Origin of the sequence: Clostridium neonatale (assembly GCF_900465025.1) — a bacterium.
GTDB lineage: Bacteria > Bacillota > Clostridia > Clostridiales > Clostridiaceae > Clostridium > Clostridium neonatale.
In genome coordinates, this window is the sequence record NZ_UICR01000001.1 from 418,206 (window position 1) to 432,436 (window position 14,231).

The following is a 14,231-nucleotide window of genomic DNA, read 5'->3' on the forward strand; positions in this document are numbered from 1 at the left end:
TAGCATAGAAGGAGAATAGTTATGGAAGAAATAATAATGAATCTTATATTACACAGTGGTGAAGTAAGAAGTTATTCAATGGAAGCAATTCAGGCTGCCAAAAGAGGTAATATAGAGGAAGCTAAAGAGCTAATTGAGAAAGCAGATAAAGAACAAGTGGAATCTCATAAGGTTCAAACTTCATTAATACAAAACGAGGCAGCAGGAAATAAAGCAGAAGTATCATTGTTATTAGTTCATGCACAAGATCACTTAATGACAAGTATGACTTTGAAGGATTTAGCAGTAGAATTGATAGATATACACGAAATAATTCAAAGTAAGTAGAATTACTTTTCCAGTTGAGTAAGAAAGAAGGGTTTAGTATGAAGTATGTAATAGGTGTTGATGCTGGAGGTACAAAAACAGAAGCAGCAGCTTATAACTTAAATGGTGAATGTATAAAAAGCTCTATAAAAGGTTTTGGAAATTTATTAAACAATACGGAAATAGCTTTAGCTAATATATCAGATGCGATAACAGAGATTGCTTCTGACTTAGGTTGTGAAGATTTAGATGGAATTTATATCGGGGCAGCTGGAGCAGAAGTAGGGAATAATTCTAAGTTAATAAAAGAAAAGATACAGTCGCAAATAAACGTAACAGTAGAAGTTATGAATGATGCTGAGATTGCTTTAAAAGCTATGTTAAAAGGAAAAGATGGAATTCTAACTATAGCAGGAACAGGATCAATTGCGTTTGGTATAAATAGCGGAAGATCTTCAAGATGTGGTGGATGGGGAAATCTTCTAGGTGATGAAGGTAGCGGATATAAAGTGGCAATATGTGCTATCCAAAGAATGATAAAAGAAGAAGAAGAATCATTACCACAATCAAAACTAACAAAGAGCATATTAGAAAAATTACAAATTGAATGTGTTAATGATATTACTGAATTTGTATATTCATCAACTAAGGACGACATTGCATCAATAGCCCCTATAGTTGCAAGACTTGGAGAAGACGACGACTATATATCTAAAAATATTTTATGTGAGCAAGGAATAGAACTAGCTAAAACAGTAGAAAAGTTATACAAAAAGTTAGGATTTGAAAGTTGTTCAGTAGCATTAGTTGGTGGCGTAATAAGAAAAGCAAAAGTTGTTAGAAGCGCTTTTGAAAATTATCTAAGAGAAAATATGTGTATTGATGAAATAGTAGATGATGATATTTCACCAACCAAGGGAGCATACTATATATACATTAACCAAAGTAAATAGAGGTGATTATTAATGAAAAGGTTAGGAATTTCGGTTTATCCAAATCATACAGAAATAGATGAAATAGTGGATTATATTCATTTGGCAGGAAAATATGGCTTTAAAAGAATTTTTACATGTTTATTATCTGTGGCGGATAAGAATGTAGATGATGTAATAAGTGAATTTAAGGTTATGCTTAAGGCTGCAAAAGAAGAAAATATGGAAGTTATTGCAGATTTAGATCCAACTATCTTCAAGAATTTAGGCGCATCTATATATGACTTAAAAGTATTCAAAGATATGGGATTAGATGGTATAAGACTAGATATGGGATTTAGTGGCCAAGAAGAAGCTATAATGTCATTTAATGAATATGGATTGAAAATAGAGTTAAATGTAAGCAATGGTACAAGATATATAGATAATATATTATCATATAAAGCTAATTTAAATAATTTATATGGATGTCATAATTTCTATCCACATAGATATACAGGACTGTCATTAGATCACTTCATTAAATGTTCAAAACAATTTAAAGAACTAGGGATTAATGTAGCAGCATTTGTTAATTCTCCAAGTGCAAAATATGGTCCTTGGCCAGTATCAGAGGGACTATGTACATTAGAAATGCATAGGGAGCTTCCAATTGATGTTCAAGCAAAACATTTAATGGCAACAGGCTTTGTGGATGATATTATAATAGCTAATTCTTTTGCTAGTGAAGAGGAACTAAAATTATTAAGCGAACTTAATAAGGAAAAAATAACATTCAAAGTCAAATTTGATGAAAGTGCTAGAGAGTTAGATAGAAAGATTGTATTAGAAGAATATCACTATAATAGAGGTGATGTTTCTGAGTACATGATAAGATCTACTCAAAGCAGAGTTAAGTATAAAAATGAAAGTTTTCCTCCTATAAATACGCCGAATATTCAAAGAGGGGATATTTTGATAGATTCTGATTTGTATACTAGATATGCAGGAGAACTTCAAATAGCCTTAAAGGAAATGAAAAACGAAGGTAAAACTAATGTTATAGGGAAAATAGTTGACGAAGAAAAATTCCTATTAGATTATATAGAGCCATGGAGTAGTTTTGGTTTTATAGAAGAAAAATAATATTAATAAAGGGGAGAATATATTATGAATAAGTTTTTTGAATGGATGGAAGAACATTTTATTCCAATAGCGGCTAAAATAGGATCACAAAGACATTTAGTTGCAATTCGTGATGGATTTGCTACTTTAACTCCATTAATTATGGCTGGTGCCTTTGCTACATTATTTAATAATTTAGGGTTTGAGTTCTATCAAAACTTTATGAATTGGTTATTACCAGCCAACTGGAAGAACTTTGGTGGTGACATCTGGAATGCTTCATTTGGACTTATGTCAATATTGGTAGTTTTTTCAATATCATATCATTTAGCAAGATCTTATGATAAAGATGGCTTATCAGCAGGTGTTGTATCAGTAGCAGCATCATGGATGTTATATAAAACAACAGAAGATGGTACATTACCACTTACTTTTGTAGGTTCACAAGGTTTGTTTGTTGCTATTATAGTTGCAATTATTGCAACAGAAATCTTTGTTAAGTTAATAGGAAATCCTAAGTTAGTAATAAAAATGCCTGATGGTGTGCCACCAGCAGTAGCAAAATCTTTTGCAGCATTAATTCCATCTATTGTAGTTCTATGTGTTACAGCAGGAATTTTAGAAATATTTAAAGTATTAGGATTGCCAGATATACACCAAGCTTTATTTAATGTTATTCAAGCACCACTTCAAGGTGTAGCTGGAAGCTTAGGCGGAGTTCTAGTAATAGTATTTATGATTCATTTATTATGGTTCTTTGGTTTACATGGTTCAAATATCATGGCTCCAATTATAAATGCATTATTATTACCATTAACTATATTAAATACAGAAGCTTTTGCAAATGGTAAGCCAGCTGAATATATACTAAACAGTCAATTTATAGATTCATATGTAAACATGGGTGGATCTGGAACAACAATTGCGTTACTTATAGCAATATTAATAATTGCAAAAAGAAAGAGTGCGCAACAAAAAATGATGGTAGGTTTAGGTATAGCACCAGGATGTTTCAATATTAACGAACCAGTAATTTTTGGTATGCCAATAATATTAAATCCAATTTATTTTGTACCATTTATATTAGCACCTATGGCATGTACAGTAATAGCTTATGCATTAACAGCAATCGGATTTGCTCCAAAAGTTGTAGTTATGGCTGGTTGGACAACACCACCAATTCTAGGGGCAATACTTTCTACTAACTCAATCAGAGGTGGTATAACAGCACTTATTTGTCTAGCAGCAGCAGTGGTAATATATCTTCCATTTGTAGCTATGGCAGCTAAGCAAGAAAATGCAGCAGCTAATAAAGTAGAAAATCAAGTAACAGTATAACAGTATTAAGTTGAGTTGAAGAAATCTTAGCTAAAGTTTAAATGATAAAACTTTAGCTAAGATTCTACATAAATATTAAGAATATAAAGAAAGCAGGGATATGTTATGAAAGTTATTATTACAAAAGATTATAATGAAATGAGTAAGTTAGCAGCAAACATGATTAAAGAGACTGTTAATGAAAAACCAAACTCTGTATTAGGATTAGCAACAGGAAGTACTCCTGAAGGTTTATACAATAATCTTATTGAAATGAATAGAAATGGAGAAATAGATTTCTCAAATGTTACAACTATTAATTTAGATGAATATATAGGTTTAAATGGAGATAATCCACAAAGCTATAGATATTTCATGAATAACAAATTATTCGATCATATTAATATTAATAAGGAAAGAACTTTTGTACCAAGTGGTGTAGCAGAAAATATTGAAGAAGAAGCTAAGAACTATGATAAGAAAATTGACGAGCTAGGTGGAATTGATGTACAAATACTTGGAATTGGCGTTAATGGCCATATAGGATTTAATGAACCTGATGAAGTATTAATAGCAGGTACACATAAAACTGGATTAACACAAAGTACTATAGAAGCGAATTCAAGATTTTTTGATAAAATAGAAGATGTGCCAACAGAAGCAATAACTATGGGATTAGGTCAAATTTTAAAATCAAAAAAAATAATTTTAATAGTTAAAGGAACAAACAAAGCTGATGTTGTAAGAGAATTATTAAAAGGTGTGATCACAACTAATAATCCATCAACTATGCTTAATATGCATAGAGATGTAACTATATTAATGGAAGAAGAAGTTAGTAAATTAATTTAATAAATTTTTAATTATGAATTTATTGTAAACATCCTGATATAGTATTATTATAATAATATATATTAAATTTACAATTTAGTAATAAAATTTGCATTGAAATGATTATGTTATTTTAATATTATTATTGTAATTAGAGAATGAAGGATGTGATTAAATCTTGATGATAAATAATCATAAACTAATGGGAGGGAATATACTTAAGTATTCTAATACCGAAGCTATCTCTCTAATTAATAAAAATAGATTTATATGGGGGAACGTAAAACCAGACTGTGTTCCACAATATAAACGTATAAGACACTATTTTGATGAAAGTATAGATATGGTAATTAATAAGATATTATATTTATCATCTCTTACTATATATGATGTACACTATGGAATGACGATGGCTAAGTTCAGTGAAGAATTAGGTGTTGTTTGCCATTTTTTATGTGATTATTTTTGTGCTCCACATTATTATAGATGGGAATGTACTAGTACAAAAATAATGAAAGATCATATGTTATATGAGAAGAGATTAGCTAAAAAAAGCAAAACATTTATACCGGGAGGTATATTAACTGCGAAAATAAATCCAAATGCCACTAAAGATTTTTTGATAGATTTACAAAAGCAATATGAGAGTGTGATAGATTTTAATAATGATCTAACGTTCGCATACTATGTTTGTGACAGTATCTTAAATATGATTTTAAATAATGTACTTACTAATGAAAGTAAGATTAAAAAGGTTATATAAAATCAAAAAAATTGCCTAAAATTTAGGCAATTTTTTTGATTTTTTATGTATATGAAAATATAAAATATTTCGATTTAAATTACTTAATACTTGGGAAGTTGTAATTTTAAATGTAGACAAGTTTAAAGGCATGAAACACTTTGAAAATTATTTAAAGTGTTTCATGCCTTTTTCTCAAGCTATTTTATCAGAATCATCATTATCTATAACAACTCCAAGCTTGGTTGATATTATGGTATTTAATTTGTTAATTGAATTAGATAAGTTATTAATCTGTTTTTCCAAGCGAATCAGCAAATATGCAGCAACAGCTATAGCAAAACCATTATTAACAATAAGATTCATAAGTTCATTTACCTCCATAATTTTTCACCTCCTATAAAGGATATATGATAGAAAAAATATTATTTCATATATAAGTTCTAATAAATTTTCTACATTCAGCATATAAATCCTAACTAGCTTCAGCGTAGATTCAAATGAAGAATCATAATTAGAACATATATATTAAAAATTCAGTTATTGATTTCCACCTTCATTTACAATGTGGTTATAGTAGCAATCTATAGCTATATCAACTATTGTGCTTACACATACATTAATGTCAGGATGTATACTTTTTAATTCATTTATTTTTCTTATTGTGGAGCTTCTAAGAGTGTAACTTCTTTTTATAGTTGGAGTTTCACCATCAATAGCAGGGGCAGCACCATTAGGAAGTGGAGTCCTTCTGTTATCAAATATTTCTTTTGTAGAGATACGAGGATTTTTGATTCTAATAGAATCAGTTATGCTATTTTGATTATTGGTGTTACTAGATGAAATAGTATCAATTTTAGAATTGGGCTTATTATCTGTTCTAATATGAGTATTAATATTAGATTTGGAGTTAGTTTCAAAATCTTTAACATCAGAATCATCATCGAAAGAAAAGGAAGATATACAATTACCATCTGTAGGAACTTCACTGGTAAATCCACATACTTCACCTTCATCATATTCAAAATCATTTTTAACAACCTTTGATGTTCTTTTCTTAGGCATAAACTATATCCTCCTTTAGCAGTTCTTAAATAATATTTTCAAGTATTCTTCGTTATATTTGATATCATTTTCCTATGCATTATTTGTATCTTTCTTTGGAAGTTTCTTAGAGATATTTTTATGTACCCTCTTAAAAGATATATGAGTATTTATTATAAAATCTAAAGTTCTTAAGAATTTAAGAATTTATATTTTTTAGAATTTAAGAATATGAGAACTCAAGAATATAAGAATTTGCTTATAAAATGCTGGCTAAGGGCATATTTAATAAGTGTGAAGGGTGACTTAAAATATATTTGTGATGGAATTGACCAAGTTTTTGAAAATTATGTGGATAAAACTACAGAGATTGTGAATAATTTTTTATATATTATTAGGTAAAACTTCTTTTAAAGTTCTTAAATGATATGTATCATATATGTATATGAGTGATTTTAGTTAACAAATCTAAAAAAAGGAAAAAAGAGAAAATGATAAATAAGAGAAGTCTTGAGAATATATCTACAGGTAGAAAGATACTTATTCGTGAAGAAAATTTTGTCTACTTATTACCATGTGAGCAACTTAGGAGCTTGATATCCAATTTCACAATCAGCTTTCCTAATAAATCAATTATTTCAGATGATTATACTATTATGCCTCATGGTAGTGCTACTCTTGTACTATTCAATTACAATGCTGAACTTTATAGTTTTTTATTTGGACCAACCACAAAGTCAATCAAAGTAGGTGATATTGCAAATAAATGTGATGCCATATTCATTATTGAATTTCAACCAGCAGGATTTTTTCCTTTTACCAAAATAAATCAAAAGAAACTGACTGACCAGATTATACCATTTTCATTGATTGATAATTCATTGGATATAGCAATGCGAAATATTTTTATAACTTCTTTATCTGTAGATGAATTATTACTGGAATTTGAAAAAAAACTAATTCTAAGTACTAAAGTTCGATATCCTAAGGAGCTTGAACTTGCTATCAAAGGCATCATTCAAATGGAAGGGGTTATGACTTCTATAGAAATTTCAAATAATGTCTTTTATTGTTCAAGACACCTAAATCGGTTGTTTAATCTATATCTCGGTATGAGTATGAAATTCTTTTCCAGATTAGTGAGAATAAACAAAGCTATTCAGCTTCTAAATAAAAAAGAAAATGGATTAGCTTTCATATGTGAGAAACTAGGATATTATGATGTTTCTCACTTTGTAAAAGATTTTAAAATTGTATGTGGTATTACACCTCAAGAATATAGAAATAATATGTCCGATTTTTACAGTGAAATAGCAAAATTTTAAATCTATAATATCTTTGTAATATTAAACAAAAAGAGAGGAGTTATAGAAATGAAATTTAATGAAACAACAATTCGTATTCTAGTGCGAAAAAATTATGGAGAATGCTTTGACTTTTACACAGAGAAAATTGGCTTGATTGCAGTTTGGGGCGATAGAAATGGACCGTACACCTCTTTTGCCACAAGTAACAATACACCACCTTGCTTTGCTATTTTTGCAGGAGAAGCTATGCCAATGTTTCAAGGGTATGAACAACCAAATGTCAGCACACAGCCAGATACTGTTGTGGCAGTCATCCCAACACTTGACTTAGATGGAGATTATCTGCGTCTGAAAGAAGCAGGGGTGATGTTTCTTGGAGAACCACAACACATTGAAGCATGGGGGATGCGTTGCACCTATTTCAGAGATCCAGAAGGAAATCTGTTTGAATTGAATGATGCCAGTAATGTTTAAGTTTAAAACATATATCCATAATAGTAGCAGATTAAGTTTAGCCTATTCATTAGTGTGTAACAGTTAACTTCTATTTGAAGAAGTGGTGGTTTTACAGATACTAGCTATTGAATAAATTTTTAAGCTGCAAATAAATTATGGAGTGTGTTGTGGATATGTTTAAGAATGAAATTAAAATTAAATCAGAAGAAGGAGAGGTATATGATAAAAAGCAAATAGCTCTCGCTATTAGAAATTCCACTTTTGAGGATGACTTAAAATGCTCTTTGTTAGAGGAAGGCATACTTAATAAATGTGAAGGATGCAGTTTAAAATATATTTGTGATGAAATTGACCAAGCTGTTGAAAATTATGTGGATAAAACTACAGAGATTGTGAATAATTTTGATTTTGAATAAAAATAAACAGCTCCAAGGGAAACGTAAACTTGGAGCTGTTATTTTTATGATGGAATTTATTATAGAGAAATACCATGAAGCATAAAAAAAGAATAAGTTAATTGTTTACTTCGCTTGACAATTCATATTATAAATTCATAAGGGTTTCTTTAAAATCATCAAAAGTATTTGTATTCATAATCTTCAATGTTTTTTGAGTTGAAGAGAATATATCTATCAAAAAATTAAGTGTATCATTAAAAGAGCTTATATCACTTTCAGCAATACCTATCATTAAAATAAAATTAACCTTTTTATTATTCCAATTAATTGGTGAGTCGTTATGTAATATAAATATAAATGAACTTTTTGCATATAGACTTATTGTATGAGGAATAGCAACGAAATTTGTAAAAGCAGTAGATGAAACAGCTTCTCTCAATAATACATCATCAATAAACTCTGGCGAAATATAATCATTTGTATAGCAAATATTGCCCATGAATCTAATATATTCTTCGACGTTATTAAAAGAAACATTTCTTGCATATAAGCAATCGGATAAAGCTTTTTCTAAAAAAAATTTTCCTTTTTTTAATGATTTTTTTTCCTCAATTTGTTCTATACCTTGCCATATATCCCGTATATTTTGTTTAGTCAAAATTGGATTTATAAGTATCTTATAAGGATATGGTATTGTGGTTTCAATAGTTGTAATTAATAAATCACTTTGAGGCTTAATGGAAAGATAGTGATCTAATGACATAATATCTAAAATAATAAGGTCACTTTGAAAGTTAAGCTTGATTTTAGATACTAGTTTTTTAGTGATATTATGATATTTTTCACATATTATGATACATGATGTCATATCTAATTTATTTTTATTATTTTCTAGATATGCACCAAAATGAAGTGCTATGAAAGCAATCTCGTCTTCATTTAATGTTATATTATAAATTGTTGAAAATTTATGAGCAAAATAAACACTCATATCGTATACAGGAGTATAATCCAATTTGATTTGATGTGCTATAGGGTTAGGATAACTCATATTCATTTTTGCCCTGTGATAGGCAGTATACATATGTCTAGAAAATTGCATTAGAAAACTATGATCGAATTCAGGTATATCAAAGCGTGTTGAAACTTCTTTTGCTATCTCTAATATGTTATCCATAAATTTGGGTTCAATTAAATTCTTTAAATTGTTATAACTATTATCAATAGATAGAGTTATTAATGCAATTATCTGTTGATATTCATTTTGTGGAATTGAGAAATGGATATCAACAAATAGTGATTGAATTAAATCGGCTAATTTAATTATGTCTTCTTTTTGCTCAGAAAAAGAAATAATATTTTCAATACTTTTGTAATTATCTACTACACTGATTGTATTATTTGATTGCACTCTAATCCACATAATTAAAATATGAATCAAAAAGTTATTCATAGAGTAATCATTGAGGAATAAATTAGATTGTTGACAAATATTATGTAATTGATTTAAGGTTTTTCTAATGTCTATAGAAGGAAATAATTTTTCTAATGTTTCAGTTGAAGTGAAGTATCCATAGCTATTATGAGTAGCTATATAACCGATAAATTTTCTCTTTTGATTTTCTTTTCCAATTAGACTATATTGATAATTATGTGATTGAATTGATAATTGAAATTTATTTGCCAACCTCTTAATTTTAGGTAGTACATTATTAATAATTGTGCTTTCGCTTACTGATAATTCTTCTGCCACCTCAAATATTGAAATTCCATTTTTGTTCGTTAAAAGTTTAGAAATAAGATAATTCTCTCTGTATTCTATACTATTTATAGTAAAATCATTAGGATTTTCGGACATTTTTATTAATCTATATCCATTTTTGGAAGATTGAATATTATATATTTCTTGTTGGTTAATCTCTTTTATATAATTTCTTACTGTCTTTTCGCTAACGCCTATAATTTTAGCCAATGATGTAGATGATATATCATCATTTGTTTCTTCTAAAACATTAATTAGCGTGTCTATCCTCATATTTTTCATGACTAATTCCCCCCTTCCCAATAAACAGTATATATAAATGACATTGTTTACATTATAATAATACAAATTTTTAACTATAAATTGCTAATAAAGAATTTTCTATTATGTAGGTAATTTCGATATATTGCAGTGTATGCGGAAAAAAATATGTTATATATTATTTTAAATTGATTATACAATGAAAGCAAATAAAGGAAAAGGAGATCAGTAATAAAGATTAAATGTATAAAGGAGAGAATGAATTATGATTAGAATTTTATTAGCTTGCGGAATTGGTGCTTCAACAGGTTTTATGGCTGCAAATATGAGAAAGTCTGCTAAAGCAAGAGGATTAGATGTTAAGGTCAATGCAGTTAGCAAATCTCAAGTTATGGAGTATGCAGATAAAATTGATGTTCTTTTACTTGGACCTCATTTTGCTGCTGAAGTTCCAAAATACCAAGAAGAATTAAAGGATCATCATGTTAAAGTAACTTCTATTGATTCAGATTATTATGCATCATTAGATGGGGAAAGCATTTTAGATGAAGCGATTGAATTTTATAATGAAGAGTAAGAGGGGGAGAAGTCATGAAAGCAATACAAGCATGGATTGAAACTTATTTAGTTCCAATCATCAACAAAATCACAAATAGTTATTGGTTTAGTATTATTGCTGATGCGATTTTATATATCGTACCATTTTCAATGGTAAGTACAATTCCAAGTTTATGGTCTATTCTTAGACGTTTTGTACCAAGCTTACCAGATTTAACACCACTTAATACATATTCCTTTGGATTAATAGGTCTCTTTGTTGTATTTATTATTCCTTATAATACATTAGTTAAAGAGGAAAAGAAAGATAGAGCAATGATTGCTGGATTTACTGGTATTGGAGCATTCATGTTATGTATGAATGCAAAGACAGTTGCTGAAGGAACCCTATTTAATATATCACAATTTGGTGCAGGCGGTATGTTTACATCAATGTTTATAGGATTTATTGTAGCATTTATTTATAAATGTATGGTAAGGTTTTCTTTCTTTGGAGAAGATAGTGTAATTCCAGACTTTGTTAAGAATTGGTTTGACAATATTATCTCAATCTTTCTAAGTTTATTGGCTGGTTATTTACTAACATTTACATTTAATATTGATGTGTTTGCAATGGTACAAGTTGTTATGAGTCCTATTAAAGGGTTTGCACAAAGCTTACCTGGTGTAATTTTGATTTGTTTCTTACAAAATATTTTCTACTTTTTTGGTATTAGTGGCTGGGTTTTCACGCCTGTAACACGTTCTATTACACAAGCAGCCATTGCTGAAAATGCTGCTATGGTTGCTGCTGGAGGAACTGCTACAAATATTTATGCTTATGGTTTTAGCCGTTATCATCATATTGGAGGACAATTGGCAACACTTCCTTTAGCTTTTATGATGTTATTTTCAAAAAGTAAAAAATATAAATTATTAGGTAGAGCGACAATTATACCTTCTATTTTCAATATTAATGAACCATTAGTTTATGGTACTGTTGTTAATAATCCATTTATGTTTATTCCAGTTGTTTTAATTAGTATAATTCTTCCAGGATTCTCTTATTTATGGTTCCAATTTGGTTGGGGTACTATAAATTATGTAAACTTTGATATGAACTTTTTACCAAATGCTATTTCTGCATTTATGATGTCTGGTGGAGATTTTAGAAATGTAATTTTAGTACTGATCAATATAGTTTTAGCAACATTAATCTGGTATCCATTTTTTAAAGCATCAGAAAAATTTGAAGTTACTAAAGATGCTGAACGAGAAAAACAAAAAGCATCAAAAAAGGCTGCAAAAAAATTAGCTGTACAAGAATAGGAGTGATTAAATATGGAAGAAATAATAAATATTAATGAAGTAGCAATGGAAGTTATTCTTCATGCAGGTGATGGAAGAATGAAAATAGATGAGGCATTAGAAAAAATGGCTATCTTTGACTTCGAGTATGCTGATAAATTATTAAAAGAAGCAAAACAAGAAATTTTACAGGCACATAATGCTCAAACAAAAGTTATTCAAGCACAGGTAAGTGGTGAACAATTTGAATATTCATTGTTATTTGTTCATGCACAAGATACAGTTATGACAATTACCACAGAATTAAGAATGGTTCAAAAAATGGAGCCTATCTTTAAAGCACTATATCAACGAAGTAAAGGAGAATAGAATTATGATAATAAAAAATAAAGTATTTCCAGAAGGATTTTTATGGGGCGGTTCAACAGCTGCTAATCAAATTGAAGGGGCTTATAATGAAGGAGGTAGAGGTTTAGCAACATCTGACTTTGCAAGATTGATAACTAAAGAAATTCGTGACACTGAAGGCTCATTTGATGTTCATGTACCACATAATGCTGCTTCAAAAGAAATGGTAGAAGACATGAAATTACATCCTGAAAATTGGGAACTACCAAAACGTAGAGGAATTGATTTCTATCATACATATAAAGAAGATATTAAATTATTTGCTGAAATGGGATTTAAAGTTTTTCGTATGAGTATTTCATGGTCACGTATCTTCCCTAATGGAGATGATGAAATGCCTAATGAAGAAGGATTACAATTTTATGATAATGTGTTTGATGAATTGCATAAATATAATATTGAACCATTAGTAACATTATCGCATTTTGATACACCTTTACATTTGGCAGAAAAATATAATGGATTCCTAAGCCGCCATACAGTAGATGCATTTGTCAAATACGCTGAAACAGTTTTAAAACGTTATAAAGGTAAAGTTAAATACTGGTTAACTTTTAATGAAATTAATAATGTTCTTTCTAATCCTTTTACAAGTAGTGGTGTTATTTTAGAAGGAGCACCTGAACCAAATAGCTGTAATCCTTATTTAGGAAACTGGAAACTAAAATTCCAAGCAGTGCATAATCAAATGGTCGCTAGTGCCTTAGCAGTTAAGAAATGTCACGAAATTGATTCGGAAGCTAAAATGGGTAATATGCTTTGTAGATTAGAAAATTATGCTGAAAGTTCTAAACCAGAAGACCAATTACAAGTTTTGTTTGAAGATCATTTTAACTGGTTCTTTACAGATGTCCAAGCTAAAGGTGAATATCCATATTATATGAAAAGATTTTTTGATGAAAATGATATCCATATTGAGATGGGAGAAGATGATGAAAGGATTTTAAAAGAAGGATCTGTTGACTTTATTACAATTAGTTATTATATGACTTATGTTATGCGCTATAAAGGTGAAACAGTACCTAAACCAACAGGAAGATTGGTTTCTGATATTAAAAATCCTAATTTAGAGATGTCTGATTGGGGATGGACGATTGATCCTATTGGTTTTAGAATTACTTTAAATCATATATATGATCGTTATCATTTACCAATCTTTATTTCAGAAAATGGATTAGGTGCAGTTGATAAAATCGAAGAAGATGGTTCAATCAATGATGATTATCGAATTGATTATATGAAGAGACATGTTGAACAAATGAGAGAAGCTATTGAAGATGGAGTAGATGTCTTTGGCTATGCTTGGTGGGGACCAATCGATCTTATTTCTTCTGGTACATCAGAGATGACAAAGAGATATGGCATGATTTATGTAGATATAGATGACTATGGAAATGGAACTGGTAAGCGTAGTAAAAAGAAATCATTCTATTATTATAAAAAATTAATTGCAACAAATGGTGCGGATTTAGAAAATGATATTTAAAAAATAACTTAATAACTTGAAGGTAGAGTAGA

16 protein-coding genes are annotated in these 14,231 nt (G+C 29.2%); 13 read left to right on the top strand and 3 right to left on the bottom strand.

Features of this window, described 5'->3' with window-relative positions:
* The first annotated feature begins 21 nt into the window (after nucleotides 1–21).
* The 6 genes from CNEONATNEC86_RS01935 (at nucleotide 22) to CNEONATNEC86_RS01960 (ending at nucleotide 5,253) form a co-directional block, all read left to right on the top strand.
* Complete coding sequence (locus CNEONATNEC86_RS01935; protein ID WP_058293439.1) at nucleotides 22–327, top strand: PTS sugar transporter subunit IIA; 306 nt, start codon at nucleotides 22–24, stop codon at nucleotides 325–327.
* 38 nt (nucleotides 328–365) lie between these two features.
* Nucleotides 366–1,259 (top strand): N-acetylglucosamine kinase, encoded by an 894-nt coding sequence (locus CNEONATNEC86_RS01940; RefSeq protein ID WP_058293438.1) that lies wholly within the window; start codon nucleotides 366–368, stop codon nucleotides 1,257–1,259.
* A gap of 12 nt (nucleotides 1,260–1,271) precedes the next feature.
* Nucleotides 1,272–2,363, top strand: a complete 1,092-nt coding sequence (locus tag CNEONATNEC86_RS01945; RefSeq protein ID WP_058293437.1) for a DUF871 domain-containing protein — start codon at nucleotides 1,272–1,274, stop codon at nucleotides 2,361–2,363.
* A 24-nt stretch (nucleotides 2,364–2,387) separates the two neighbouring features.
* A complete protein-coding gene (locus tag CNEONATNEC86_RS01950) occupies nucleotides 2,388–3,680 on the top strand; it encodes a PTS sugar transporter subunit IIC (protein ID WP_058293436.1) in 1,293 nt (430 codons plus the stop codon).
* Between the two features lie 105 nt (nucleotides 3,681–3,785).
* Nucleotides 3,786–4,511, top strand: coding sequence for a glucosamine-6-phosphate deaminase (gene nagB / locus CNEONATNEC86_RS01955; RefSeq protein WP_058293435.1), 726 nt, complete (start codon nucleotides 3,786–3,788; stop codon nucleotides 4,509–4,511).
* Between the two features lie 160 nt (nucleotides 4,512–4,671).
* Complete coding sequence (locus tag CNEONATNEC86_RS01960; protein WP_058293434.1) at nucleotides 4,672–5,253, top strand: zinc dependent phospholipase C family protein; 582 nt, start codon at nucleotides 4,672–4,674, stop codon at nucleotides 5,251–5,253.
* Between the two features lie 174 nt (nucleotides 5,254–5,427).
* Here the strand turns inward: CNEONATNEC86_RS01960 and CNEONATNEC86_RS01965 are convergent, their stop codons facing one another.
* Together CNEONATNEC86_RS01965 and CNEONATNEC86_RS01970 are read right to left on the bottom strand one after the other, a co-directional pair.
* Complete coding sequence (locus CNEONATNEC86_RS01965) at nucleotides 5,428–5,616, bottom strand: YvrJ family protein (protein ID WP_058293433.1); 189 nt, start codon at nucleotides 5,614–5,616, stop codon at nucleotides 5,428–5,430.
* A 156-nt stretch (nucleotides 5,617–5,772) separates the two neighbouring features.
* Entirely contained in the window at nucleotides 5,773–6,297 is a 525-nt protein-coding gene (locus CNEONATNEC86_RS01970) for a hypothetical protein (RefSeq protein WP_058293432.1), read from the bottom strand.
* A gap of 470 nt (nucleotides 6,298–6,767) precedes the next feature.
* Here CNEONATNEC86_RS01970 and CNEONATNEC86_RS01975 point away from each other — a divergent pair, with 470 nt between their 5' ends.
* From CNEONATNEC86_RS01975 to CNEONATNEC86_RS01985, 3 genes are all read left to right on the top strand, one after another.
* Nucleotides 6,768–7,601, top strand: coding sequence for a helix-turn-helix domain-containing protein (locus CNEONATNEC86_RS01975; protein ID WP_058293431.1), 834 nt, complete (start codon nucleotides 6,768–6,770; stop codon nucleotides 7,599–7,601).
* Nucleotides 7,602–7,649: 48 nt separating this feature from the next.
* Nucleotides 7,650–8,057, top strand: a complete 408-nt coding sequence (locus tag CNEONATNEC86_RS01980) for a VOC family protein (RefSeq protein WP_058293430.1) — start codon at nucleotides 7,650–7,652, stop codon at nucleotides 8,055–8,057.
* A 155-nt stretch (nucleotides 8,058–8,212) separates the two neighbouring features.
* Nucleotides 8,213–8,455, top strand: coding sequence for a hypothetical protein (locus CNEONATNEC86_RS01985; protein WP_058293429.1), 243 nt, complete (start codon nucleotides 8,213–8,215; stop codon nucleotides 8,453–8,455).
* A 127-nt stretch (nucleotides 8,456–8,582) separates the two neighbouring features.
* On the opposite strand, the gene CNEONATNEC86_RS01990 is transcribed toward CNEONATNEC86_RS01985, so the two are convergent.
* The gene (locus CNEONATNEC86_RS01990; RefSeq protein ID WP_058293428.1) at nucleotides 8,583–10,481 is read right to left on the bottom strand and encodes a BglG family transcription antiterminator; all 1,899 of its coding nucleotides are present in this window, start codon (nucleotides 10,479–10,481) and stop codon (nucleotides 8,583–8,585) included.
* Nucleotides 10,482–10,725: 244 nt separating this feature from the next.
* Between CNEONATNEC86_RS01990 and CNEONATNEC86_RS01995 the strand changes: the two genes are divergently transcribed.
* Genes CNEONATNEC86_RS01995 through CNEONATNEC86_RS02010 form a run of 4 tightly spaced genes read left to right on the top strand, consistent with a single transcriptional unit; the run spans nucleotide 10,726 to nucleotide 14,199 of the window.
* Complete coding sequence (locus CNEONATNEC86_RS01995) at nucleotides 10,726–11,037, top strand: PTS sugar transporter subunit IIB (protein WP_172437847.1); 312 nt, start codon at nucleotides 10,726–10,728, stop codon at nucleotides 11,035–11,037.
* A gap of 14 nt (nucleotides 11,038–11,051) precedes the next feature.
* Nucleotides 11,052–12,326 (top strand): PTS sugar transporter subunit IIC, encoded by a 1,275-nt coding sequence (locus CNEONATNEC86_RS02000; RefSeq protein ID WP_058293427.1) that lies wholly within the window; start codon nucleotides 11,052–11,054, stop codon nucleotides 12,324–12,326.
* 12 nt (nucleotides 12,327–12,338) lie between these two features.
* Nucleotides 12,339–12,674 (top strand): PTS lactose/cellobiose transporter subunit IIA, encoded by a 336-nt coding sequence (locus tag CNEONATNEC86_RS02005; RefSeq protein WP_058293426.1) that lies wholly within the window; start codon nucleotides 12,339–12,341, stop codon nucleotides 12,672–12,674.
* A gap of 4 nt (nucleotides 12,675–12,678) precedes the next feature.
* Nucleotides 12,679–14,199 (top strand): glycoside hydrolase family 1 protein, encoded by a 1,521-nt coding sequence (locus CNEONATNEC86_RS02010; RefSeq protein WP_058293425.1) that lies wholly within the window; start codon nucleotides 12,679–12,681, stop codon nucleotides 14,197–14,199.
* The last annotated feature ends 32 nt before the right edge of the window (nucleotides 14,200–14,231 follow it).